At 52.8% G+C, this 24,919-nt stretch carries 27 protein-coding genes; 13 read left to right on the top strand and 14 right to left on the bottom strand.

Annotated elements, in window-relative coordinates:
• Positions 1–150: 150 nt before the first annotated feature.
• Genes ACK4IR_RS02880 through aroB form a run of 3 tightly spaced genes read left to right on the top strand, consistent with a single transcriptional unit; the run spans position 151 to position 5,218 of the window.
• Positions 151–2,751 carry a glycogen/starch/alpha-glucan phosphorylase gene (locus tag ACK4IR_RS02880; protein ID WP_409872304.1) on the top strand — a complete coding sequence of 867 codons (2,601 nt, stop codon included), beginning with the start codon at positions 151–153 and terminating at the stop codon, positions 2,749–2,751.
• A 56-nt stretch (positions 2,752–2,807) separates the two neighbouring features.
• Positions 2,808–4,073, top strand: a complete 1,266-nt coding sequence (locus tag ACK4IR_RS02875; RefSeq protein ID WP_409872300.1) for an AmpG family muropeptide MFS transporter — start codon at positions 2,808–2,810, stop codon at positions 4,071–4,073.
• 38 nt (positions 4,074–4,111) lie between these two features.
• Entirely contained in the window at positions 4,112–5,218 is a 1,107-nt protein-coding gene (gene aroB, locus ACK4IR_RS02870) for a 3-dehydroquinate synthase (RefSeq protein ID WP_409872299.1), read from the top strand.
• Here aroB and ACK4IR_RS02865 read toward each other — a convergent pair.
• Positions 5,215–5,448 (bottom strand): hypothetical protein, encoded by a 234-nt coding sequence (locus tag ACK4IR_RS02865; protein ID WP_409872296.1) that lies wholly within the window; start codon positions 5,446–5,448, stop codon positions 5,215–5,217. The two genes, aroB and ACK4IR_RS02865, sit on opposite strands and share 4 nt — an antisense overlap.
• A 260-nt stretch (positions 5,449–5,708) precedes the next feature.
• Between ACK4IR_RS02865 and ACK4IR_RS02860 the strand changes: the two genes are divergently transcribed.
• Positions 5,709–6,143, top strand: coding sequence for a hypothetical protein (locus tag ACK4IR_RS02860; protein WP_409872294.1), 435 nt, complete (start codon positions 5,709–5,711; stop codon positions 6,141–6,143).
• Here ACK4IR_RS02860 and nusB read toward each other — a convergent pair.
• From nusB to ACK4IR_RS02815, 9 genes are all read right to left on the bottom strand, one after another.
• The gene (gene nusB, locus ACK4IR_RS02855; protein WP_409872292.1) at positions 6,122–6,760 is read right to left on the bottom strand and encodes a transcription antitermination factor NusB; all 639 of its coding nucleotides are present in this window, start codon (positions 6,758–6,760) and stop codon (positions 6,122–6,124) included. The genes ACK4IR_RS02860 and nusB overlap by 22 nt on opposite strands.
• A gap of 25 nt (positions 6,761–6,785) precedes the next feature.
• A complete protein-coding gene (locus ACK4IR_RS02850; RefSeq protein WP_409872289.1) occupies positions 6,786–7,457 on the bottom strand; it encodes a DUF502 domain-containing protein in 672 nt (223 codons plus the stop codon).
• A gap of 33 nt (positions 7,458–7,490) precedes the next feature.
• Positions 7,491–8,600, bottom strand: a complete 1,110-nt coding sequence (locus ACK4IR_RS02845; RefSeq protein ID WP_409872286.1) for a tetratricopeptide repeat protein — start codon at positions 8,598–8,600, stop codon at positions 7,491–7,493.
• Between the two features lie 48 nt (positions 8,601–8,648).
• Entirely contained in the window at positions 8,649–9,770 is a 1,122-nt protein-coding gene (dnaJ, locus tag ACK4IR_RS02840; RefSeq protein ID WP_409872283.1) for a molecular chaperone DnaJ, read from the bottom strand.
• A 17-nt stretch (positions 9,771–9,787) separates the two neighbouring features.
• Positions 9,788–11,743, bottom strand: coding sequence for a molecular chaperone DnaK (dnaK, locus tag ACK4IR_RS02835; protein ID WP_409872280.1), 1,956 nt, complete (start codon positions 11,741–11,743; stop codon positions 9,788–9,790).
• A gap of 168 nt (positions 11,744–11,911) precedes the next feature.
• Entirely contained in the window at positions 11,912–12,451 is a 540-nt protein-coding gene (locus ACK4IR_RS02830) for a DUF2854 domain-containing protein (protein WP_409872278.1), read from the bottom strand.
• Between the two features lie 13 nt (positions 12,452–12,464).
• Positions 12,465–12,956, bottom strand: a complete 492-nt coding sequence (locus ACK4IR_RS02825; protein WP_409872275.1) for a YajQ family cyclic di-GMP-binding protein — start codon at positions 12,954–12,956, stop codon at positions 12,465–12,467.
• A gap of 2 nt (positions 12,957–12,958) precedes the next feature.
• Complete coding sequence (locus ACK4IR_RS02820) at positions 12,959–14,242, bottom strand: ABC transporter substrate-binding protein (protein WP_409872272.1); 1,284 nt, start codon at positions 14,240–14,242, stop codon at positions 12,959–12,961.
• Positions 14,243–14,392: 150 nt separating this feature from the next.
• Positions 14,393–14,755, bottom strand: coding sequence for a hypothetical protein (locus ACK4IR_RS02815; protein ID WP_409872269.1), 363 nt, complete (start codon positions 14,753–14,755; stop codon positions 14,393–14,395).
• A 193-nt stretch (positions 14,756–14,948) separates the two neighbouring features.
• Between ACK4IR_RS02815 and petB the strand changes: the two genes are divergently transcribed.
• Together petB and petD are read left to right on the top strand one after the other, a co-directional pair.
• Entirely contained in the window at positions 14,949–15,596 is a 648-nt protein-coding gene (gene petB, locus ACK4IR_RS02810) for a cytochrome b6 (RefSeq protein WP_011056639.1), read from the top strand.
• Positions 15,597–15,700: 104 nt separating this feature from the next.
• Positions 15,701–16,186 carry a cytochrome b6-f complex subunit IV gene (gene petD, locus ACK4IR_RS02805; RefSeq protein WP_011056640.1) on the top strand — a complete coding sequence of 162 codons (486 nt, stop codon included), beginning with the start codon at positions 15,701–15,703 and terminating at the stop codon, positions 16,184–16,186.
• A 56-nt stretch (positions 16,187–16,242) separates the two neighbouring features.
• Here the strand turns inward: petD and ACK4IR_RS02800 are convergent, their stop codons facing one another.
• Together ACK4IR_RS02800 and ACK4IR_RS02795 are read right to left on the bottom strand one after the other, a co-directional pair.
• Positions 16,243–16,773 (bottom strand): NYN domain-containing protein, encoded by a 531-nt coding sequence (locus ACK4IR_RS02800; protein ID WP_409872379.1) that lies wholly within the window; start codon positions 16,771–16,773, stop codon positions 16,243–16,245.
• A gap of 424 nt (positions 16,774–17,197) precedes the next feature.
• A complete protein-coding gene (locus ACK4IR_RS02795; RefSeq protein WP_409872266.1) occupies positions 17,198–17,641 on the bottom strand; it encodes a hypothetical protein in 444 nt (147 codons plus the stop codon).
• A gap of 175 nt (positions 17,642–17,816) precedes the next feature.
• Between ACK4IR_RS02795 and ACK4IR_RS02790 the strand changes: the two genes are divergently transcribed.
• The 7 genes from ACK4IR_RS02790 (at position 17,817) to ACK4IR_RS02760 (ending at position 22,492) form a co-directional block, all read left to right on the top strand.
• Positions 17,817–19,244, top strand: a complete 1,428-nt coding sequence (locus tag ACK4IR_RS02790; protein WP_409872263.1) for a RecQ family ATP-dependent DNA helicase — start codon at positions 17,817–17,819, stop codon at positions 19,242–19,244.
• Between the two features lie 142 nt (positions 19,245–19,386).
• A complete protein-coding gene (locus ACK4IR_RS02785) occupies positions 19,387–19,734 on the top strand; it encodes a hypothetical protein (RefSeq protein ID WP_409872261.1) in 348 nt (115 codons plus the stop codon).
• The gene (locus ACK4IR_RS02780; protein ID WP_409872259.1) at positions 19,683–20,084 is read left to right on the top strand and encodes an FxLYD domain-containing protein; all 402 of its coding nucleotides are present in this window, start codon (positions 19,683–19,685) and stop codon (positions 20,082–20,084) included. The genes ACK4IR_RS02785 and ACK4IR_RS02780 overlap by 52 nt, the downstream gene beginning before the upstream one ends.
• A 33-nt stretch (positions 20,085–20,117) precedes the next feature.
• Positions 20,118–20,903, top strand: a complete 786-nt coding sequence (locus ACK4IR_RS02775; RefSeq protein WP_409872256.1) for an HAD family hydrolase — start codon at positions 20,118–20,120, stop codon at positions 20,901–20,903.
• Positions 20,904–20,965: 62 nt separating this feature from the next.
• Positions 20,966–21,247, top strand: coding sequence for a hypothetical protein (locus ACK4IR_RS02770; protein WP_409872253.1), 282 nt, complete (start codon positions 20,966–20,968; stop codon positions 21,245–21,247).
• Positions 21,248–21,398: 151 nt separating this feature from the next.
• Entirely contained in the window at positions 21,399–21,965 is a 567-nt protein-coding gene (locus ACK4IR_RS02765) for a DUF2808 domain-containing protein (protein WP_409872251.1), read from the top strand.
• A gap of 296 nt (positions 21,966–22,261) precedes the next feature.
• Positions 22,262–22,492: a hypothetical protein gene (locus tag ACK4IR_RS02760; RefSeq protein WP_409872248.1), complete on the top strand. Its 231-nt coding sequence runs from the start codon at positions 22,262–22,264 to the stop codon at positions 22,490–22,492.
• 19 nt (positions 22,493–22,511) lie between these two features.
• Here the strand turns inward: ACK4IR_RS02760 and ACK4IR_RS02755 are convergent, their stop codons facing one another.
• Both ACK4IR_RS02755 and hslO read right to left on the bottom strand, forming a co-directional pair.
• Complete coding sequence (locus ACK4IR_RS02755) at positions 22,512–23,885, bottom strand: 1-acyl-sn-glycerol-3-phosphate acyltransferase (RefSeq protein ID WP_409872245.1); 1,374 nt, start codon at positions 23,883–23,885, stop codon at positions 22,512–22,514.
• Positions 23,886–23,911: 26 nt separating this feature from the next.
• Positions 23,912–24,811 carry an Hsp33 family molecular chaperone HslO gene (hslO, locus tag ACK4IR_RS02750; protein WP_409872242.1) on the bottom strand — a complete coding sequence of 300 codons (900 nt, stop codon included), beginning with the start codon at positions 24,809–24,811 and terminating at the stop codon, positions 23,912–23,914.
• Positions 24,812–24,919 lie beyond the last annotated feature (108 nt).

The following is a 24,919-nucleotide window of genomic DNA, read 5'->3' as shown; positions in this document are numbered from 1 at the left end:
CGTTTTAGGGACTTTTTGAGAAGATTAAAAAATGTAAAGACAGATAAATCAATTATTAAAATTCCCACAGCGGTAATCTAATGTACATTTCACAAATCTGTATTAGCCTTAAGTTAAATTATTTCCGATTCCTTCAGAGCCACAGTTTGCATGAATAACTCCGCCACTCCGAACGGTCATCCTGTCGATTCAGTTTCCCACACCAATCCTGCTGCCAGCGACGACCACTGCGATCTGTATATCGAGAGCGATCGCACCGGGATGACCGTGCAAACCCTGAAGCGCGCCTTTGTTGATAATCTCCACTACATCCAAGGCAAGGATGCCATGTTTGCCACGCCCTACGATTACTTCATGGCACTGGCCTACACGGTGCGCGATCGCCTGCTGCATCGGCGGATTAAAACCGCCCAAACCTATTTTGAGCAGGATGCCAAGGTGGTCTATTACCTATCGGCAGAGTTTCTCATTGGTCGCCTGCTCCTGAACAATCTGATTAACGTCGGCCTCTACGAGCAAACCAAACAGGCGATGGCCGACTTTGGCCTTGACCTCAATGAACTCATGGAGCGCGAACCGGAGCCGGGATTAGGCAATGGCGGTTTAGGACGCTTGGCGGCCTGTTTCCTCGACTCTCTAGCTACTCTTGAAATTCCCGCTGTCGGCTACGGCATTCGCTACGAATTTGGTATTTTCGAGCAAATCATCACCAATGGCTGGCAACACGAAGTGCCCGACAACTGGCTGCGCTTTGGCAACCCTTGGGAGATTGCCCGTCCCGATTACAACGTTGAAGTCAAATTTGGCGGTCACACCGAAGCCTACACCGATGCCCAAGGGCACTACCGCGTGCGTTGGATCCCCAGCACGACGGTTTTTGGCACGCCCTACGATACACCCATTCCCGGCTATGGTAAAAACACCGTCAACACACTCCGTCTGTGGAGTGCCCGCGCCGCTCAAGACTTTAACCTTCAGGTGTTCAATGCGGGCGACTACACCCAAGCGGTCTCTGAAAAAACCTTTAGTGAAAACATCTCGAAGGTGCTCTACCCAAACGACAATACCCCCCAAGGCAAAGAACTGCGGCTGCGGCAACAGTATTTCTTTGTCTCTTGCTCCTTACAGGACATTATTCGGCTCTACTTGCGTCGGCACACCAGCTTTGATGCTTTCCCGGACAAAGTAGCCATTCAGCTCAACGATACCCACCCGGCCATTGGGGTCGCCGAATTGATGCGGCTGCTGGTGGATGAGTACCAACTCACATGGGAAAAAGCCTGGGACATCACCCAGCGCACCTTTGCCTATACCAACCACACACTGCTGGCGGAAGCCCTCGAACGCTGGTCAGTGGAACTCTTTGGTCAACTGCTACCGCGCCATTTAGAAATCATTTACGAGATTAATTACCGCTTCTTGAATGAGATTCGCCTGCGCTACCCCGGCAACATTGCACGGTTGGCACGCATGTCTTTGATTGAGGAGGGGTATCCCAAGCAGGTGCGCATGGCGCATTTGGCCTGTGTCGGCAGCCACACGGTGAATGGGGTAGCCGAACTGCACACAGAGCTGATCAAGCAGGAGCTGATGCGGGACTTCTATGAGATGTACCCCAACAAGTTCCAGAACAAAACCAATGGTATTACCCCCCGTCGTTGGCTATTGATGAGTAATCCGCGCTTGGCCAGTCTGATTACTGAAACACTGAAGAGCGATCGCTGGATTACCCACCTTGAAGACCTGCGTGGCCTAGAACCCTATGCCACCGATCCCGCCTTTCAGGCCAAGTGGCAGCAAATCAAACAAGCCAATAAAGAGCGCCTAGCGGAGTATATCTGGCGCAACAATCAAATCGAAGTAGATCCCTATTCCCTCTTTGACATTCAAATCAAGCGCATTCACGAGTATAAGCGGCAGCACTTGGCGGTGCTCCACATCATTACACTCTACGAGCAAATCAAAGCCAATCCCAACATGGACATTCAGCCGCGCACCTTTATTTTTGGCGGCAAGGCAGCCCCCGGTTATTTCATGGCCAAGATGATCATCAAGCTGATCAATTCTGTGGGCGATATGGTCAACCACGACAGTGATGTGAATGGCCGCCTCAAAGTGGTGTTTTTGAGCAATTACTCCGTTTCCCTTGGGGAGATGGTCTATCCCGCCGCCGATCTTTCGGAGCAGATTTCCACCGCTGGGAAAGAGGCCTCCGGCACTGGAAATATGAAGTTTGCCCTCAACGGGGCACTGACGATTGGGACACTGGATGGCGCGAATGTGGAAATTCGCCAAGAGGTGGGGGCAGAGAACTTCTTCCTCTTTGGTCTAACAGCTCAGGAGGTGATGAGCCTAAAAGCGGAGGGCTACAATCCCCGCGAGTATTACAACAGCAACCCCATGCTCAAGAAGGTGATTGACAGTCTGATTTCCAATTACTTCAATCCGCGTGAGCCGGGGCTATTTGAACCCATTGTCAGCTCGCTGCTGAATGAAGACCCGTACATGCTCTTGGCGGACTACCAATCCTATGTGGACTGTCAGCAACGGGCAGCGCAGGCTTTTCGCGACAAGGCTCACTGGACACAGATGTCTATTCTCAATGTGGCGCGCATGGGCAAATTCTCGAGCGATCGCACGATTGCCGAGTACTGCAAAGACATCTGGCACGTCAAGCCTGTCCCTGTTTCCCTAGACACCTGTCGGCCTGCTTTTCGCCCCAGCCGCGCCAGTCAAGCCAGTAGTCTTTAGGTTCCTGCCCTTTTTGCTCTAAACTAGGGCAAGTCCTAAGCAGTGGAACAAAATAAATGGCGGGAATCAGCGCAGCCCTACGGGTGTTTCAAAGTCGCAAAATGGTGGCACTGCTTTTATTGGGCTTTTCGTCGGGGCTGCCCCTGTTTCTCACCAGTCGAACACTGCAAGCATGGATGACCGTTGAGGGCATTGACTTGACCGCCATTGGCCTCTTTAGCTTGGTGGGGTTGCCCTATTCGCTGAAGTTTCTCTGGTCACCCTTGTTGGATCGCTATACGCTCCCTTTGTTGGGACGGCGGCGAGGGTGGTTACTGCTGATTCAGGTACTTCTCTTAGGAGCGATCGCTCTCATGGCGGTACAGGATCCCAGTACAAGTCTGCGGCTGTTGGCGGTGAATGCCTTGGCCATTGCCTTCTTGAGCGCCAGCCAAGATATTGCCGTGGATGCCTACCGTGCCGATGTCCTAGAACCGCTTGAAATGGGAGCTGGGGCAGGTATCTATGTCCTTGGCTATCGCATTGCACTCCTGATCACCGGCTCCCTAGCGCTGATCTTGGCCGATCAACTGCCGTGGCCAGTGGTTTACGTCCTCATGGCGCTGCTGATGCTGGTGGGCATGGTCACTACTCTTTGGGCGCCGGAACCTGAGGTACATCCCCCAGCTCCTCGTTCCTTAGCGGAAGCAGTGATTCGACCCTTCCTTGACTTTTTCCAGCGCTACGGCTGGGGAACCGGGCTGATTATTCTGCTCTTTATCTGCCTCTACCGCTTGGGGGATGCCCTCACAGGGAACATGATGACCCCTTTTCTGTTGCAGCAGGGCTTTAGCCAAACCCAAATTGGCGCAGTGCAAGGGGGGGTGGGGCTGATTGCCACAATTGTTGGTGCCCTTGCCGGGGGCGCAGCCATCAGTCAAACCGGGATTCACCGTGCCCTGTGGATCATGGGGGGATTGCAAGCCTCCAGCAATATCTCCTATTTTGTGTTGGCCAATGCCGGTGCCAATCCTACGGTGATGGTGGCCGCCATTAGTATTGATAACTTCTGTGCGGGGCTGGCGATCGCTGCTCTGACCGCCCTTTTAATGAGCCTCTGCAATCCCCAATTTAGTGCTACGCAGTATGCCCTGCTCTCCAGTCTGTTTGCCTTTAGTCGCGATGTCCTAGCAGCCCCGGCGGGGAAAGCCGCAGAAATCATGGGGTGGCCGCTCTTTTTTCTGTTTACGATTGGGGCTGCCTTACCAGCCTTGCTCCTGCTGCCCTTTTTTGCCCCGTGGCAAGCGAAGTCAGCGTTTCCCCGTCCCGGCAGTGATGACTGAAAATACTTAATAAGTAAATGTCCCCAGCAAATCCGACAATGACAACGCTGATTCCCGTGCCTCTTGGTGAGCACGCCTACCGAATTGCCATTGGTGCCAACACACGGCGGCAGTTGCCTGCACTTCTGGCCGAATATACCCCCTTGACCCCCAAAGCCCCCGCTCTTATTGTTTCCAATCCGCAAATTTGGCGCTACTACGGCATGGACGTGCAAGAGGTACTGACTCAAGCAGGCTGGCAGGTCACCCCCTGCATCCTACCGGCAGGGGAACGCTACAAAACCCTCAGAACCGTCGAGAAGATATATGATGCTGCCCTGCGTCAGCGCTTGGAACGGGGTTCCACCCTCTTTGCCCTTGGCGGTGGTGTCATTGGGGACATGACTGGCTTTGCAGCAGCGACGTGGCTGCGGGGGATTGCCGTGGTTCAGATTCCCACCAGTCTCTTGGCAATGGTGGATGCCGCCATTGGTGGCAAAACGGGCGTCAATCATCCCCAAGGCAAAAATCTCATTGGTGCCTTTCATCAACCTCGGCTTGTGGTCATTGATCCCGATGTTTTAGCAACCCTGCCCCCTAGAGAATTCCGAGCCGGTATGGCGGAGGTGATTAAGTACGGGGTGATTTGGGATGCTGAGCTTTTTGACCTACTGAGTCAGTTGCCACGCTTGGATCGGATGAGCGCCTTGCCCGCCGAGCACTTAATCCAAATCCTGCAACGTTCCTGCCAAGCGAAGGTGGATGTGGTCAGCCGAGATGAGCGGGAAGCCGGTCTGCGGGCTATTTTGAACTATGGGCACACGATTGGCCATGCCCTTGAAAGGATGGGCAACTATCGTCTCTTGAACCACGGCGAAGCAGTTGCAGTGGGAATGATTGCAGCGGGAGAACTGGCCGTGGTCTTGGGGTATTGGTCAGCCGAAGCTGCTGCCACCCAACGGGCGTTGATTCTCAAAGCAAAGCTACCGACAACAATCCCGGCGCACTTTGAGGTGGAGGGACTGCTGGCACTCTTGCAGCATGACAAGAAGGTGCAGGCACAAAAGGTACGCTTTATTCTCCCCACCGCCATTGGTCATGTGGAGATGTTTGATCACGTGCCGACAGAACTGATTCGGGAGACGCTCCATCGCCTGCAAGCCTAGCTGGAGGATACCGTATCTAGCAGCGCTTTTTTGCTTGCTTTCAGTTCTTGCCATAGGCTTTTAATTTGCTCATAGGCTTCCTGCGGGGAGAGCTTGCCACTATTTTCGAGGCCGGCAATGTAGCTCACGCGGGTGGCAAACTCCTGCAAGTTAGCATCAAATAAAAAGTTTTCGGGTGTAAAGTCACCGTGGTAACGGCTATGGGGATGTAAAAATTCGTATTTATTCATTGCTTACCTATCCTTTTTTCTCAGAAATTAACCTAGATTTAACTTCATTTTAACCAATTACCCTTGGATTCTTGTAGCTGCTGTAACAAAACTGTGACTTCTCAGATGGCACAACAGGGGCTTTGTTAACAACTGTTGGCAAATGGTTAAGCATTATTAACTTTGATTGATCAAATAAAGGAGACTTATCACACTACATATACATAAGAATGATCCCTGCGATCGCTGGATATCAATGCTGTTATTTAGGAAATGGGTACATGATGCATGGACTCTCCTTGGCTCCTCGTTATCGTTTAGATGATGTTGATCCATGGCTATTGGGAATTGATCCCAGCCGTCACTATTGGCTACACGTCAATGGGGAGCCCCAGCAGCGGGTGGCTATTCCGGGAGTTTGTGTCCAAAGCATCTCCGAACTGCGGGAGATTATGGAGGCTGTGCGATCGCTCCTACCGGGGCAGCAGTTGCAAATTCAGCGGGCGGCCACCTGCTTAGACATTCACTGTGTGGCTGAAAATCTGCTGGCGATCGCCCACCATGTTGACGGTGCCCCCGTTTGGCATCTCTTTGATCGCGAAACCCTCGAAAGCTTAGTGATGAGTGCCCATCCCCACTGGCAATGTCGGCCTGAGGATGTGGAATTGGGTCGGCAGCAATTGTGGCAGTGGTTTCAGTTACCGGTGGCTGCCTGAGCCGTGTCAAGAGCTTCACTGATCCGCCGCAGCACGCCATTGATAAAGCGGTGACTGCCCTGATCGCTGTAGCGTTTGGCCAGCTCAATCGCCTCGTTAATGGCCACTTGTTTGGCCACATCAAGATAGCGCATCTCTGCCACGGCAATTTCAATAATGGCGCGATCTAAGTGTGTCAGTCGCTCCAGTTGCCAATCCACCATTGAGCGATTCACCAGATCCTCAATCTCAGCTCGGTGCCGCTGTAAACAGCGCAGCAGGGCGATCGCATAGGCTTGAACTTCATCTTGGTGAGCAAAGTAGAGGATCTCTGGTAGATCAAGGGCAGCGCCTATTTTATTCAAGCCCTTTTCCGCCCGCTGAAGAGCATCTTGAAGCACCACCTGTGCCTTTTCGAGGTGGGGCAACTGAAACTCACTGTGGCGAAGCAGTCGCTGACTTTCACCGAGTTCGGTGGCGGCCTGTTCGAGGGTATCGCGCACATCACTTGCCAGTGTGCGTACGGCCATCAGAATTAAACTGCGGCAGTCGCTTTCATCCAGTAGTTTTGGTTGGCGCAGCACTTGGTCGGCACTGAGCAACGCCAATTCACGAGCAACACGACGAGCAGTAATCATGGAGCAAATCCTCAAAAAAGCGTTCTTAGCGCACTGGAGCAGTCGTGGGGGGCAGAGTCGAGGTCGGAACCGATCCCGGTGTGACAATTCCGCCGGAAATAATCAGCTTAAAGGCATCCTCGATTGAAATATCCAAATCTCGCACATCCCGCTCACTGGCAATCACATACCAACCCGTGGTGGGGTTGGGGGACGAGGGGATAAACAGACTCAACATCGGCTCGGAAAACACCGTTTGCATCGAACCATTAATCGTGCCAGTGACAAAGGCCACAGCCCACAGGCCCGACCGAGGATATTCCACCAGTACCACACGGCGAAAGCGATCGCCTGAGTCCCGCAGAATGGTCTCTAGGAGTTGTTGCAACACCTTATAGATGCTGCCCGCCAAGGGAATGCGCTTGAGAATGCTCTCACCCGTGTTCAATAGCCACTGGCCAAAGATATTGCGTGCCATTAAGCCAATGAGCAAGATGCCCCTTAGGGGCACGATAATCCCCACGGCCACATTGAGCAGATCTACCAACAGTGGGTGCCATGTTTTGAAAGGGTGTACTTGCTTAGGAATGCGGGTGAGGAGATCCAACACCCAACTAGACACAGAAATCGATAGCCAAATCGTCGTTGCCAGTGGAATCACCACTAGCAGACCAGCAATGAGATCATTCTTAATGGCTTGTTGGAGACGGTACAACACAGACACTCGTACGAGCAGACTTCTGTTTCTAGCTTAACGGTTGCTGCCACTGCGGGCACGATGAAAGGCTAAACTGCTGTAAAGCATGAAGGCAGCATCCCAAGGACTGTCTTCGCGGCGAAAAAGATTGATGTGGGGGGGGATTTTGCTTAGGAGTTCTGGAAAGTCTAAAGCGGTTTCGGCAAAGCTGGTGAAGTCTTGCCAGACGGGGCGATCGCCCCAGTGCTGCTGCCAGAGACTGGACAACTGTCGCCACTTCACCCATGAGGTATTTTGATCCAAATCCAGATCACTTTGGATGACCTCCGCCACTTGATTGAGGGGAATCCCTTGGTGAAATTGGTAGCCGCCGCGATAAAAGCGCAGGATTTGATTTTGCTCTAACAGGTGAAGATCACAGCACTGGGCATGATCCTGAATTTGTTCTTTGTAGGTGACTTGCCCCTGGCGATCGCGATCGAACACCTGCTCAAAAATCGGCAGCAAACCCTCCACCCGCTGGCTCACCTGTGACCAAGCAAAGGTTAGCTCCACCCGCTCTGGCGATAACGAACTAGTACACACCACCCGTGGCTGCGGTTCCAACGCCGCAAAATAACGCACCTGCAAGACCGGTGTTGCCGTTAGTGCCTCAAAGGGAACACAGAAGAGGGTAAACCCCTGCTGTTTCAGTTCTTGGCAATAGACGGTGAGTTCCGCAAAGTTGCCCGTGCGAATCAAACGCCAGCCCCGCGATGGGATCAAAAGTCGCGCCGTGTAGGGGTCAATCTTGAACATCGTGGCCAAAAGGCGAGCAAGGATTGTCCGCTGTTCAGGGGCAGCCACCCCCTCCAAGACCAAGACTCCCTGCTGCTCTACACCCACCACGGCATGGGTTTCTAAAATAGCCTGTTGTCGCTGCTGTTGGCGAATTTGCTCAATTTTTTCGAGGCCGCGTCGAGCCATTTGCGTCAGCTTGGAGCCACAGTTCAGCCGCAGCAATTGGCGAAAGTCTGTCTCAGCCGCCTCTAGCCGCTCTGTCTTGAGATAGAGTTGGCCTCGGCACAATAGCACATGGGGATCTTCAGGAGAGAAGGTTGCCAACAATTTTTCAGCCTGTTGGAAATTTCCTTGATCCAGTGCTGTCAAGACCTCAGTCAGCATGGCAGGGATCCCCCAACGAACGATTTTCTCTATTCTAGGCAAAGTCCCTTAGCCACCAAACAAGCTGCCAAGGAAGCCTTCTAAACCGCCTTTGCCCATGCGCTCGCCGCGAATCTTCGCCAATTTCTCCAGCAGTTCTCGTTCCTCATGGTTGATATGGGTGGGAATTTCCACATCAACGGTAATTAGGTGATCACCTCGCGCCACGGGATTGCCCACACGGGGCACACCTCGGCCTTCTAGGACTAACACTGTACCGGGTTGGGTGCCTGCGGGAATCTTCAGTTCTGCCTCCCCATCCACAGTGCTCACGGGAATCCGACAACCAAGAATTGCTTGCAAGTAGCTAATTTTAATCCGCGACAGGATGTTGTTGCCTTCCCGCTGAAACTCGGGATCGGGTGCGACAAAAAGATAGACGTAGAGATCGCCGGGGGGGCCTCCCCGCAGACCAGCATCCCCTTCACCGGAGACCCGCAGCCGTGTACCGCTGTCCACCCCAGCAGGGATGGTGATTTTTAGCTTTTTGCTGACTTGGATATGGCCTTGGCCACCGCAGGCCTCACAGCGATCTTCAATCACGACGCCAGAACCACCACAGGTGGGACAAGTGGTCAATTGGGTAAAACTGCCGAAGGGGGTTCGTGCCGATCGCCGCACTTGACCAATGCCACCGCAAGTTGGACAGGTAACGGGACGTGTACCGAGCTTTGCTCCAGTACCTTGGCAGGTCTTGCAGGTTTCTAAATGGTTGATGCGAATTTCCTTTTCACCGCCAAAAACAGCTTCGCGAAATTCCAGTTGCAGGTCATAGCGTAGATCTTCCCCTCGGGTTGGTCCTTGCTGTCGCCGACTACTCGTGGCAAAGCCGCCAAAGAAGGTTTCAAAAATATCGGCGAAGCCACCCATATCGCCAATACCAAAATCACCGAAGCCGGTAGCTCCAACTCCACCGACGCCGGCTTCACCAAAGCGATCGTAGTTGGCCCGCGCCTGTGGATCCGAGAGCACCTCATAGGCACGGTTGATTTCCTTGAACTTTTCTTCGGCACCCGGTTCTTTGTTCACATCGGGGTGATACTTGCGAGCCAAGCGCCGATAGGCTCGTTTTATTTCTTCAGCATCCGCAGAGCGGGAGACACCCAAGATCTCATAGAAATCACGAGCCATAGCTACCGTTACCTAAATTAATCAACCGCTTCATAGTCTGAAACAACTGTTTCTTCATTATCGCTGATGATTGTGGCGTCACTATCTAAAACTTGAGTAGCTTGGGAACTTATTGTGGCTCCCCCCATTGTTGGGCTTGAGGTCATCATTGAACCACCTGCGGTCTGTTGATAAACTATGCTCCCCAAGGTCACCAGAGCCTGCTGTAGGGCTTCCATCCGATGGCGAATTTCATCGGGAGTAATGTTGTCATCCACCATTGCTGCCTGCATACTCTGAACCACTGGCTCAATGCGTGCCCGCAGATCCGGGGTCAAGGCAATGCCATGGTTTTTGATCGTTGATTCATAGCTGTACAGCAGGGCATCGGCTTGATTGCGCAGTTCGGCAATTTCTTTTTTGATTTGGTCTACTTGGGCATAGATCGTGGCTTCTTGGCGCATGCGCTCAATTTCCATGCTGCTGAGGCCACCGCGATTGGTAATGCGCACACTTTGCTGCCGACCTGTGGCACGATCAACGGCAGACACACTCAAGATACCATTGGCATCAATATCAAACGTAACATCAATTTGCGGCACTCCGCGCGGGGCAGGGGCAATGCCGGTGAGTTCAAAGCAGGCCAGTTGTTTATTGTCCTTGGCAATGGGACGCTCCCCTTGATAGACAGCAATTTCAACCACGGTTTGGCCATCAGTGGCAGTGGAAAAAGTCTGGGTTTTGCTGGTGGGAAGAGTGGTGTTGCGTTCAATAATTTTCGTAAAGACACCCCCAAGGGTTTCTAGACCCAAGGAAAGGGGCGTAACGTCTAAAAGTAACAGATCTTTAACAGTTGTTTCCTTGCTGAGAATACCGCCTTGAATCGCCGCCCCGATGGCAACGGCTTCATCAGGATTTACGGAGCGATCCGGGGTTTTGCCGCAGAATTGCTTCACCAACTCCTGAATGGCTGGAATTCGGGTGGAACCGCCCACCAGCAACACCCGATCAATATCTTGCACCGTGAGACCCGCATCGGCGATCGCCTGCTGCATGGGTTCAAGGGTAGCCTGTACCAAGTGGGCACAGAGTTCCTCAAACTTGCGGCGGGTCAGCTCTATTTCAAGGTGCTTTGGCCCGGTTTCATCGGCAGTGATAAAGGGCAGGTTAATGGAAGTGCTCAGGGTGCCCGATAACTCCACTTTGGCTTTTTCAGCAGCCTCCCGCAGCCGTTGCAGGGCCATTTTGTCCTTGGAAAGATCGATCCCCTCCTGTTCCTTAAAGGAGGTCAAAAGCCAATCCAGAATACATTCGTCAAAGTTATCGCCCCCTAGGTGGTTATTCCCCGCGGTGGAGCGCACCTCGAAGACCCCATCGCCGAGTTGGAGAATCGAGACATCAAAGGTACCACCGCCCAAGTCAAAAACCAAAATTGTTTGATCCTGATCCTGCTTGTCAATGCCGTAGGCCAAAGAGGCAGCCGTTGGCTCGTTGATAATGCGTAACACCTCTAGGCCGGCGATCGCCCCCGCATCTTTGGTGGCCTGGCGCTGGGCATCACTAAAATAGGCCGGCACCGTAATCACGGCTTGAGTCACGGGTTCCCCCAGATAGGCTTCCGCATCCTGCTTCAGCTTTTGCAGGATCATGGCGGAAATTTCTTGGGGGGTATAGACGCGATCGCGAATCTGCACATCCACCATGCCGTCGCGACCCGGCACACAGGTATAGGGCACACGGGTGCGTTCTTGGGCGGTTTCCTCCCAGCGGCGACCGATAAACCGCTTGATACTAAAAATAGTATTCTCCGCATTGGTCACCGCTTGCCGCTTTGCCAGTTGACCCACCAACCGTTCGCCCGATTTGCCAAAGGCAACAATACTGGGGGTGGTGCGTCCGCCCTCGGCACTGGGGATCACAACGGGATTGCCACCCTCTAAGACGGCCACACAACTGTTTGTGGTTCCAAGGTCAATGCCGATAACTTTACCCATAGCCCTAATCGCTCATGTCGAAGATGCGTTTTTGAGAGCAGACTGGCCGCAAAAAGTCTGACTCTTTGGTTAGAATGCCGCAACAATGATGCTATCGTAACACCTCAATTCAGAGGAAAAACTGTTTACCAATCATCTTAGTTAACTGGAACAGGCTTAGCCACTGCTTTACTGGCGAATGAGCGCTACGGCCACGCGGTCATTTCCCTGCTCCGTCACGGCCACACGAATATTGGGGCCAAAGAACGTCTCCATCTTCGCTTGCTTCGATTGCCACAGCTCAAGGGGTACCGCTGGCGAGTCAAATTCTAGAATCAGGGTGTAGGCTCCCTCGGTTAACGTTTCGGCGATCGCCACCAAAACAGGACGCTCGGCATCCGAAGGACTCAATCCCAAGCTGGCCAATGTGCTGTCTAGGTGTGCCTCTTGGCCATAACGATAGCGGGTGACATCCTTGCGAATTTGGGTTTGGGTCGGGGTGGCTTGAGTACGGCCGGCGATCGCCTCTGGCGTTGGCGCTTCACGATAGGGTACCGGTTTGAGTTCTGCCGCCTTTAAGGCCAATCCTCCCAGTAGCAATGGCACGCCATAGAAGAATCCAGCCAGATTCAAAGTGGCATTTCCCCCCGCATAGGCCACCACTCCCACCCCGGTCAGCAGTGAACCGACAATTAGCCCCAACGTTCCTAGCGATACAGACCCCAACATGACCCTTCAATCCCTAGCGGTAATTCGTAAATTGTAATGGCACGGGGTAATCCTCCGTTTTCAGGCGTTGGATCACGGCTTGGAGATCATCCTTGGACTTGGCACTGACACGCACCACATCCCCTTGGATCGAGGCTTGCACCTTCTTAAATTCATTGCGGATCAGCTTGCTAATCTCCTTCGCCAATTCTGAATTAATACCACGCCGCAACTTAATCAACTGTTTGACCCGCTGGCCACCTGCTGCCTCCACAGGACCGTAGTCAAAGATTTTCAGGGACAACTGCCGCTTTGCTGCCTTCTGTTGCAAAATAGTTTGCACCGAGTTCAAGGTAAACTCGCTATCAGTGTGAATCGTCAGTCCCTCTTTGGTTAGCTCAAGGGTAGTCTGGGTATCCTTGAGGTCATAGCGGGCTTTGATCTCCCGCTCTGTTTGATCCACTGCATTCACCAGCTCTTGCCAGTCAAAATCACTCACAATATCAAAAGAAAATGTGCTTGCCATGCCTAGGGTTTTTGGGGATTCACTTGACCAATGATCTTTAATTTACCGTCATCAGTGACCTGCCAAATGTCATAAACGCCAACAACATCACCATTTTCATCAATATCGACATTGCCACTCGCGCCTTGATAGTTGATTTCTTTGCCTTCCCGCAGGAGTGCCAAGGCGGCACAGACATCATCCACTTCTTGGCCGGGAGGGTTAGCCACATCACGCAATTTGCTGCGAATTCCTTGCCCTGTATTTTGCCCTGCGGCTTGGGCAGCTAGTACCAACAGAGCCGCCGCATCCCAAGCTTGAGCGCCAAAGGCAGGAAGATCACTGTCTTTTTTGGTACGCCACAGCTCTTGTAAGCGACCCAAGGCTTTGCCATCGGCACCGGGAACTGTTCCCTTAGCACCAGCAATAATGTATTTGCCCTCAGGGGTACGTCCCACTTGCTCCGGGAAACTTTCTGATTTCACGCCATCGGTGAGGAGAATGGCCACGTTTTGAGTGAGACCTTGCTCAAAGGCCGACTTCAGAAGCAGGCTCCCTGTTTCGGGATACAAAATAGCCACCACCGCATCGGGCTTACCGTCAAAGGCAGCGGCGGCTTCAGTGGTGAAGGTGGTTGCCCGCTCATCATAGCGGGTGGGGCGCTCTTCATTGATCACCGTTCCCCCTAGGGCTTTGAAGGCACGGGTAAATTCCTGCTCAAAGCTACGGCCATAGTCATTGTTGATGACCACGGTGGCGACTCGCTGATACCCCTGTTCTTTGGCCAGTTGGGCAAGGGCTTGGGCTTGGTAATTGTCAGGAGGGGCAGTGCGTGCCCAATAGCCGTTAAAGTCTCCTTTTTTGGCGCGCTCAGTGAGGAGTGTACTCGTACTGCCGGGGGAAATCAGCATCACCTGACCCCGTGTGGCAATATCGGCGGCGGCATTGGAGACACTACTGCCAAAGGAACCAACGACGCCCGCCACGCGGTCAATCTCCACCAACTTCGTCATCGCTTCTGCCCCAGAGGCAGGACTAGATTGATCATCGGCAGCAATGAGCGTAACGGGCTGCCCATTAACGCCACCACAGGCATTCACCGTTTCCACCAGCAGGGGCACCACCTCGGCAATAGGGGTTCCCACAGAGGCTAAATCACCAGTTGAGGGTAACAATGAGCCAATACGCAGTCCTTCACCTGTTGGAACGGTGGTGGTGTCGGCCTCGCAGGCACCAATGATAGAGAGTAGGAGTAGGCCTGTAACAATCTTTGCGGCTGCCCATCCTCCTGAGTGATGTTGACCCATGGCATACCCTCACACTTTGCCAGAATCCTACTGCAAGTGGGAGAATCTTGCAATGTGCAGAGACTATGTACTGCATAAAAAAAGGGACAGAGATGCGACATTCCGACATCACTAGCCCCTTGGCATCCAATGCTCTGTGAATCTACTTCCCTAGGTAGAAGGACGAACTTGCCGCGCCATATTCAAGAATGCGGCCATATTGGCACCTGGCCGACGACGAGCAAAACGAGTATAGGGAACACTGGGGGTGACAGGGGCAGGGGTGGGTTCTGGTGGGGCTGTGACAATAGGGGGCGGTGCTGCGGCAACAGTTTGAGCAGGCTGAGGAGCAACAGCAGGTTCAGAGGGCGAAGCGGGTTCAGCCGCTTTAGCAGTTGTTTTCGGTGTAGCAGGGGCAGCGGTGCTTTCATCTAGTTCAATGTAAAACTCGCCCTTTTTGCCCAAGCCAAAGAGTTTCGCGATCGCCCCAAATAGGCCGAAAATCGCACCAAACAGTTTCTTCAACAGATTCATGTCAAAGCCTCCCAAGCGGTCATTGTGAGTAAGGTAGCAGACGACACAGCCCCAAGTCAGAATCCTAGAGCTGTTGAGACTTTATTATCGGACGGTGGGTAGCACCAATCAACAACTGAATATGGAAAGTCTGAGAGGGCTTGTGTTACATTTTTCAAAGTAAAGCAGCGGTTTCGCAGGACTGATCATTGTTATGAATAAAGTTTACGACTGGTTTGAAGAACGCCTCGAAATTCAGGCGATCGCCGACGACATCACCAGTAAGTATGTACCGCCCCACGTAAACATTTTTTACTGTCTGGGTGGTATTACCCTCACCTGTTTCTTGATCCAATTTGCCACAGGCTTTGCCATGACGTTTTACTACAAACCCACGGTGGCTGAAGCCTTTGCCTCTGTGCAGTACATCATGAATGAGGTCAACTTTGGCTGGTTGATCCGCTCCATTCACAAGTGGTCCGCCAGCATGATGGTGCTGATGATGATTCTGCACGTCTTCCGCGTCTATCTCACCGGTGGCTTCAAGAAACCCCGCGAACTCACTTGGGTGACGGGTGTGGTCTTGGCGGTGATTACCGTCAGCTTTGGTGTCACAGGCTACTCCCTCCCTTGGGATCAAGTGGGCTATTGGGCGGTCAAAATCGTTTCCGGTATCCCTGCGGCGATTCCCGTGGTGGGTGACCAACTGGTGGAACTAATGCGCGGTGGCGAAAGTGTCGGTCAAGCAACCCTGACTCGCTTCTATAGCTTGCACACCTTTGTGCTGCCTTGGTCGATCGCCGTCTTTATGCTGATGCACTTCTTGATGATTCGTAAGCAGGGCATTTCCGGTCCCCTGTAAGCCAAGCATCAAGAAATGTAACGGAGCCGGCTATCTTCGGCGGTTCCCCTGGTTATGCTCCAAGTAATCTTCCCTTGCTGACCCTCTAGGAGAACGATTGATTTATGGCAAAAGTTTTGAAAAAGCCTGATTTAACGAATCCGGCGCTGCGGGCAAAACTCAAAAAAGGCATGGGCCACAACTACTATGGCGAACCCGCTTGGCCCAATGATCTGCTCTACATCTTTCCTGTGGTGATTATGGGCACGATTGCCCTCGTGATCGGCTTAGCAGTGATGGATCCGGCGATGGTTGGTGAACCCGCAGATCCCTTTGCCACTCCCTTGGAAATTTTGCCAGAGTGGTACCTCTATCCCACCTTCCAGATTTTCCGGGTGGTGCCCAACAAGCTGCTGGGCGTGCTCATGAATGCTTCGATCCCCTTGGGCTTGATGCTGATTCCTTTTATTGAGAGTGTCAACAAATTCCAGAATCCCTTCCGTCGTCCTGTGGCCATGACGGTCTTCCTCTTTGGCACCTTGGTGACGCTGTGGCTGGGGATTGGTGCTGCTTTCCCCTTGGATAAGTCGCTGACCCTCGGCCTGTTCTAGGAATTTTAGAAAGCACTTCATTGACTGGCGCATCTGGCGATCGCTAGGTGCGCTTTTTAGTTGGCGTTTTGCAGGTCAATTTTTTCGATAAAGGGGCGAATCTCATTGAGATCAATGTAGCGATCGGTGGCGTTGCGCAGTTCACGGGCAATCATCCCTTCGGTAGAAACCACTGTGATGTGGGTATTCTTGGAACGCAACAGCTCGATCGCCCGCTCAAAATCACCATCGCCACTAAAGAGAACGACGCGATCGTACTGATCGACCGTGTTAAACATATCAATCACGATTTCGATATCTAAATTGGCCTTTTGATAATATTTGCCAAGGCTTTCATCGTAGTACTCTTTCAACAGTTTTGTGCGCACCGTATAGCCAAGGTTAATCAGGGCGTCTCGAAAGGAACGCTGATCTTGTGTGTCCTTGATGCCGGTGTACCAAAAGGCATTCACCAATACAATGTTAGGATCGCGGGTGAAGAATTCAAGCACTCGACGGGGATCGAAAAACCAGCCATTCTTCTGCTGGGCATAGAACATATTATTCCCATCGATAAAAATTGAGAGCCGTTCTTGATGGGGAAGCATCATTAGGGAGAACCTATGGATCAGTTTTGTATGTGTAATAGAACAACACTTGATAGAAGTTTGAGTAGGGGATGGGTTTTATACATTCTATAGGGGAGGTTTAACATGATTCCAGACGGTGAGACTCAGCTCTTCAACAGGCAACAAAGTAAGAAGAAATTAAATGATAGCTTTTGAGATTCCCCGTGGTAAGCAAAATAAAAGTTAGCTAATGGTTCAATGGGAACACTTTTAAGAAAAAGAAAAATTTATTAATGCTTTTTTAAGCACTGCAATCTATTTTATTTTAATGGAACTGCCTAAAGGATGCTACACGCTGTTCCTCGGCGATCACCCGTTAAAAACTCAAAAAGGGGGCATTGCCCCCAATCTTTAACCTTATCCCAGAAATTTCAATATAGGGCACGTACCGGGGGAGTTGGCATCACCGCAGGGGGGGGGGTGGCGGGGCAAAGAAAGGCTGCTGCGGAGGTGGCAGTGGTGACTCCACCATCAAATTGCAGGGAAAGGGCGTACCGTACATCGAGGTGCAGAAGGGACTATCGAGATCACGGCTGCGGACAGGCGGTTGATTGCTTTGCTGGTACCACGCATCGGTGGAGAGATAGTTAATTCGCCGCGCCCGATGAATGATGTCATTGTCGCGATAGGTGGGCGCACCAAACGTAAAAGCGGCATCACCAGCGATGGAGTCATCTTGCCAGTATCCTTGAGTGCCATCAATGCGTTCAAAGGCTTGGGGCAAGGTGGGCTGACTCACCGGAAATTGTTGGGGGTTAGTGGGTTGGCGGCGGCTTTGGGCAGTTGCCGGAGCGACCACCGCTGCCAACATTACCACACACACCAGCGGCACAAATTTCATGCCCATAGGTTCATCTCCATAAGCGTTTTACACTTCGGCAACAGTGATAGGCCTAAAGCATCTTAGGATTTCTCGCTTAGAATTATTCTAAGTTGACTTCTCTCGCCGCTCCCAGAAGACTGTGCCGCTTTTTGCAATGCTGAGAACTCTGAAAAATGACTTCAAGGCTTGAGCCGATGCAATGTCGGATACCCAGCTAGAACCGATACAGGCTGCTCTCCAACAATACTGGGGCTACTCTGAATTGCGATCGCCCCAAGCGGAGGTAATCACCGCCCTATGGCAACGGCGGGATGCCTTAGTTGTCTTGCCCACAGGGGCCGGCAAAAGTCTCTGTTTTCAGTTGCCGGCCGTGCTGCAGGGAGGATTGACGCTGGTGATCTCGCCGCTGCTTGCCCTCATGGAAAATCAAGTGACTGAATTGCAGCAACGGGGTCTTGCTGCGGCAGCCTACCACAGTGAACTGCCCGGCAGTCAACGCCGCCGGATTCTCTCGCACTTAACTCACTACCGCCTGCTGTATCTTTCTCCGGAGTCGCTCTTTTCTGACCCCTTTTGGCAGCGCCTCTGTTCACCGCAGGTGCGCCTCAACGGCTTAATTGTGGATGAAGCCCATTGCCTTGTGCAGTGGGGCGATCGCTTTCGGCCCGTTTATCGTCGCTTGGGAACGGTGCGGCCTGCCCTGCGTCAGCTGAAACCCCACCACCCACCCCCCGCGATCGCCGCCTTTACCGCCACTGCCGACCCCAGTGCTCGGCGCATCCTCATTGAGGTTTTAGGTCTAGAGCAGCCGGTGCAGATTGTTCACAGCCCCTATCGTGCCAATCTCCATTTGGCCGTACATACGGTGTGGAGTCGGGGGTATCGCCGCCATTGTCTGCGGCAATTTCTTAAGCAGCAGGGGAAAACCTCAGGGTTGATCTATGCCCGTACCCGCCGCGACTGTGAAACCTTGGCCGGTTGGCTTCAGGCGCAGGGTCACCCCACCACCGCTTATCACGGCGGACTGCCGGCAGCCCGGCGCCGCCAAATTGAGACGGATTGGTTGCAGGACAAGCTGCCCTTTGTCGTCTGTACCAATGCCTTTGGCATGGGGGTCAATAAACCCAATGTGCGCTGGATCTGCCACTATCAGCCCCCCCTTCAACTGAGTGAATACCTGCAAGAGGTGGGACGCGCCGGACGCGATGGCCAACCGGCACAGGCACTGGCTTTGGTGAGCGATCGCTGGGGGTTGGATCGTGAAGATCAACAGCGGTGGCAGTTTTTTCAGCGCCAGAGTCAAGAGACCTACAACCGCGCCATGGCACTGCAGGCGCATCTGCCCCTCAAGGGTAATCTTCCGCAACTGCGGCAACACTGGCCTGAGGTGGAATTGACCTTGGCACTCCTGCACCAACAGGGCGCCCTGCGCTGGCAAGACCCCTTTCACTATTGCCGTCAACCCTTGGCCCAGGTGCCACCTCCGCCCAAAGACACTCCAGAACAGTTGATGCAGCAGTTTCTCTATCACCGGGGATGCCGCTGGCAGTTTCTCCTCCAAGTCTTTGGTTTTGCCACTGAAGCAAAGGGGTTGCGTTGTGGCCATTGTGATCGCTGTCAGATCTAGCTAGAACCGTAAAGTGCTGTAAATCCACAGATTTGTATCCTTAGGACTCTGTGTACACTGTCAGATAGAACGTTAGCTTTACCATTGGTAGGCAAAAGTTTCCCAGCAGTCATTCTGTTGCTACAAGGTAGGGGTTGCGGACATGGGGCTACTACAGGTTGAGCAAATTCGCGAAATACTTCAGGATGTGCTTTCAGAACACGCCGTCGTTGTTCAAGTAAACCAGTTTCGCAACCAATTAAACATTGTTTTGAACAAGCCCCCCGGTACCGTTGCCCATTATTCTGCCTTGGTGAATCTTCTCAAGTCCCGCTTGGGACAGTTTCACCTTGATGACATCGCCCGCATTAAAATTATTGGCCGCATTCAAGGGTCGCCCAAACCCGATTGGGAGGAAGTGATTGATCTGCGCCCCGCAACCCCGCCCTTGTTGCTCCTGTGTATGCCTCCTCGGCTCCTTGGGTGGTGGCGATCGCCGCCGGGATTGTAAGTTTACTAGTAATCTTTAGCTACTCTCTCGGTCAGTTGCAGCAACAGCAACGAATGCAGCAGTTGATTGGCGGTAACCTTGCGCAACAAGGCGTCACCATGGCCGATTTTAAGTGGCATCTTGAGGGCGGTACACCCTTTATTGTGGGCGTTCTGAAAAACTACAGCGAAGAGGACTTTCGCATGATTCAGGCCGACTTTGAACTCTTTGACAAGGCAGGGCAGCGGGTCGGCGCTGTTTCGGTACAGGTCTATGGCCTTGGTTCTGAGGAAACTCGGCATTTTCGTGAACCAGTCACCAATGATCAAGCAGTGCGAGCACGACTGGTAAAATTACAGTCATTCCATTAATTTTTCCCCTGCGGGGATTCAGTACAAATCTCTATGGCTCACCTCAAAGCCCTGATTTTTGATGTGGATGGCACCTTAGCGGATACTGAGCGAGATGGTCATCGCGTTGCCTTCAATAAAGCCTTTGCGGCGGCAGGCTTAGATTGGGAATGGGATATTCCCCTCTATGGCCAACTGCTGGCGGTAGCGGGGGGCAAGGAGCGGATGAAGTATTATCTGGATCGCTTTCGTCCCGATTGGCCACGTCCCCAAAATTTGGACGCTCTGATTGCCGATTTGCACAAGGCTAAGACCCGCTACTATACGGAGCTATTGGCAGAAGGCGCTATTCCACTGCGACCGGGAGTCAAGCGGCTCCTCACTGAAGCCCGTGAAGCCGGATTACGTTTGGCGATCGCCACCACAACTACTCCTGCCAATGTTACCGCCCTCTTGGAAAATGCCCTTGCTGCTGATGGTGTCCGTTGGTTTGAGATCATTGCCGCCGGGGATGTGGTGCCGGCCAAGAAGCCCGCACCCGACATTTACCTTTACACCCTTGAAAAAATGTGCCTCTCACCACAGGAGTGCCTTGCCTTTGAGGATTCGGCCAATGGGATTCAGGCAGCTACTGCCAGTCGCCTAGCGACCATTATCACCATCACCGACTACACTAAGGATCATGATTTTCGCGATGCGGTGCTTGTGTTGGATTGCCTAGGGGAACCCGACTACCCCTTTCAAGTGATTCGCGGTGAGGTGGGCTGGACAACCTATGTGGATGTGCCTCTATTGCGATCGCTCCATCGGCAGTGGATCAGCCCGTTGAGTCACCGATGATTTTCTGGCTACAGCGTTTTACAGTGAATATACGAGCTGAGTCTAAGTGATTAAAGAACGCAATGTACACGATTGATTTAATTCTGCGTCATGTCCCCATGCCCGTCAGCATTGAGCGCAAAGAAAGTGCAGCAGCGACAGCCGTCTATCAGCAAATTCAGCAGGCCATGGCCAGTGGCACCCCGACTGTTCTTGAACTGACCTGCGATCGCCAAGTGGGCAAGAAGTTAACTGTTCTCACCTCAGAAATTGTGGCAGTACAACTGGCGGATAAAGATGCTCACTCCAGTGTCACCAGTCGTGGGGGATTCTTTGCCCAGCTCGTGCAGCAAACCAGCAACTAAGGGAAAGTCTCTCAATAAAGTTTAATTTTTCTTCGCAATGGTGAGTCTTTGCCGTTAGGATACTAAGCAGACTGATGTGTAGGGGAACGTTGAGCGAATCCTCCCCGTCAAAAAGCTCAGATGTCTGTGGTGTGTCGTAATAGGGTCTTGTATGGTGAAACGTTTCCTGCCAGCGCTTATCCTTGTGGGGTGCACCCTTAGTCTTGGGACTCCTGCCCTTGTGCGTGCCCAAGCCAATCAAGGCTTTACCTTTACGTGGGGGGAAGGGCCGAGTGGGCGACAGCAGCTCCAATATCATTTAGACTACGGCACGCCCGGTTTTATGGGCGATCGCTACTGGCTGCGCCTTGGTCAGCAAAAGGTGGCCATTAACCGCATCAATATCACCTATTCTGACTACTACAACGGCATTATCGATCCCAAGGGAATTGAAGTCAGAGTGGGTGGCAGTCGGGGGAATAGCTTTTTCCAATTTCGGCGAGAGCTAGGCAAAAAAATTGATCTGGCCGAAGTCACGGTAGATCGAGATAACCGCGTTATTGACATCGTGCCGGCAGAAGTGATTCCGGCAGGGGAACCCGTTCAAATCATCCTCAATAATGTGCGCAACCCCAATCATGGTGGGATGTTTTACTTCAATGCCCGCATTGGCTCCCCTGGGGATATTCCTTTGATGCGTTATGTGGGTACTTGGATTCTCAGTATTGCCAACAACTAACGGGGACTCTATTTGCCAATTTGCGAACTGGTTCGCCATTCCTAGCAAGATTGGGGCGATCGCCCTCATCTAGCTTCTACGTGTCAAAGCCGGTTCACTCTTCACGTCTAATGCAAGATTCTGCTAAAGCCTCATTGCCCAACGTTTCCCCTCTCCTCATGCCATTGATGTACCGTTTGCTGGGGGGTAACAGCAGTAACCGATAAATTAACCAAAATTACACAAGCTTATACTTTTATGGTGTGTAATCGTCGTTATGAGCAAACTATCAATTTCTCAAGCGGTGAAATGAAAGGGTGTGTCCACCCAAACCCTGCGGCGGTGGGAGGCTCCATCTGTCCCTTGAGGTGCAAGGGCAGGCGCAGGTGCCCAAAAGTGGTTCAGTGATCTTGGCCTCCACCCATCGTTCCCGTTGGGAGGCGCTGATTATTCCCTATGTCAGCGGGCGGCGGCTGAGCAGGCGCGACCTCTACTACATATTTTGCCACGATGAGATGCTGGAGCGATCACTCCTGTGTTTGGCTTAGACCTCAAACTTCTATCCGTTCAAGCCTCTGGGGGTACAATCAGGGCTTGAAATTGCTGGCGAATCTGGTCAGTGACTTCCTTGACGGCCTGCCGTGCCCCTTGGCGATCGCGCCGATACAGCGGCCAATAGCTCTCCAGATTCAAGGGTTCCCCGACACTGACACGCACCTGCCGCAATCCCACCAAGCGATTCACATTTGGGCTTTTCCCCTCTAGCCAATCGAAGGTGCGCCAGAGAATCAGGGCAATATCTGCAAAACGATTAATTGTGAATTTCTCACGGATATAGCTACCCGTAATCGAGGTAAATCGCTCCGCGAGACGCATATGACGTAATCGCACATTGGCTTCCTCCGCCAACCAATCGGCTAAACAGCGTTCTACGGCAGACAGTTGTGCCAAGTCAGCGCGAAACATCCGTTCCCAAGCCGCCTGCTCAATCCGCCGACAGCGACTCACAAAGTCTTCACTGGGTTTAAGACCAAAGTAGGACTCCGCCACCACCAGAGCACTGTTGAGGAGTCGCTGAATTCGTGCCGCTAATTCCGCATTCGGAGAATCAAAGGGCGGCAGTCCGGGAAAATCTTGGCGGTAGGAGGTAGCATAAAAGGTTTCTAGGCGATCCAGCAGATGCATTGCCAAATTCAAGAGGCGGCGGTAGAGATCCTGCGGCTCGGCACTCTGGGAAGGGGTGGGACACCCAAGGCGGTTCTCTAACCGGCTCATCAGCACTGCCATGCGTTCCCAAGAGGGCTGACTGAGGGTGTATTGAATGCCAATGGGGAGAATGACCACAGGAAGCGATCGCCCCCCCTTGGCCAAATCCTCCAGACACCAGAATCCCAGTTGTGCCACACCCGGCTCTAAAGGTGCGACCAGTTCGTTGTGTTCATTCGTAGCTCCCTCCGGCGCTGCCGCTAGGGGAAATCGTCCCTCTAGGAGTAATTCCCGTGCCGATCGCAGGGCTTGGCTATCGAGCTTGCCGCGCATGATTGAAATGCCCCCCAACCGTGAAAAGAGCCAACCAATTTGCTCCCCTGCCCAGAGGGGAATCCCGCGATCGTAGAGAAAATAGCCATTTGTTGGGGAGCGCAAGCGAATACCTAACCGCCCTGCTGTCTGCGGCAACAGATGCCACATCAAATAGCCCATCACCAAAGGATCATCCGTGCAGGGATGGCGAAAGGCAATGAGGAGTCGCACCTGTCCCTGCTGGAACTGTTCGTAATAACGGGCAAGGGTCTCGACATTGACCCCTTCAACCCGATTGAGACCCAGGCCATAACGGATATAGAAGGGCAGGAGCCGCGCCACCGTCCACCAGACTGGGTAGCTAAACCGCTGGGGGAGAAAATGCAACGGGGGTTGGGCAGTGGCAACCACACTGGACATGACGCAAACTCCTCAGAAATAAGGGCTTAGACTGAGGCAGTGGCCAACTCCGCAATCAACTGCTCCAACATCGGCTGATCCGCCCAATAGACAGCATTACAGAACTGGCAGGTGGCCTCTGCCTTTGCCTCTGTGGCTAGAATATCCTTTAATTCTGCCTCCCCTAGGAGCTTGAGTGCCGCTAGCATCCGTTCGTGGGAACAGCCACAGTGGAAGCGCACCATTTGCCGTTGGGGCAAAATTTGCAAATCCATATCCCCAAGGAGTTCCTGAAAGATATCGGGCAATGTTCGTCCCGCCTGTAGCAGCGGTGTAAAGCCCTTGAGATTAGCCACCCGTTGTTCAAGGGTAGCAATGAGGTGTTCATCATTGGCAGCCTTTGGCAGCACCTGCAACATCAGCCCCCCAGCAGCAGTCACTCCCGCCTCTTCGACAAAAACGCCCAACATCAGGGCTGAGGGAGTTTGCTCTGAGGTGGCAAGGTAGTAGGTGACATCTTCAGCAATTTCCCCCGAGACCAGTTCCACCGTGCTGGAATAGGGATAGCCGTAGCCCAGATCGTGGATGACGTAGAGGTACCCCTGAGAACCCACTGCTGCACCCACATCCAGTTTACCCTTGGCATTGGGGGGCAGTTCGACACTCGGATACTGCACATAGCCGCGAACGGTGCCATCGGCACCCGCATCAGCAAAGATTGTTCCTAGGGGGCCATTGCCTTGAATGCGCACATTTACCCGTGCTTGGGGCTGTTTGAAACTAGAGGCGAGAATTAAACCAGCGGCCATGGTTCGTCCCAGCGCAGCCGTGGCAACGTAGGAGAGTTGGTGGCGTTTGCGGGCTTCCTCGGTCAGTTGAGTAGTAATCACACCCACGGCACGGATACCTTCAGACGCAGCCGTCGCTCGCAACAGAAAATCTGCCATGATCAACCTAAGAAATGTTTTGTTACATTTAGTCTAAATCTTTCCTTTCGTTTTACTCCAAGGACAGTGGGTTGATGGGCACTTTCTGGGCCATCCCTAGCATTCACC

Source organism: Thermosynechococcus sp., from assembly GCF_046299635.1.
Lineage (GTDB): Bacteria > Cyanobacteriota > Cyanobacteriia > Thermosynechococcales > Thermosynechococcaceae > Thermosynechococcus.
The sequence above is the reverse complement of the archived record's forward strand: the minus strand, read 5'-3'. Positions and strand labels throughout refer to the sequence as shown.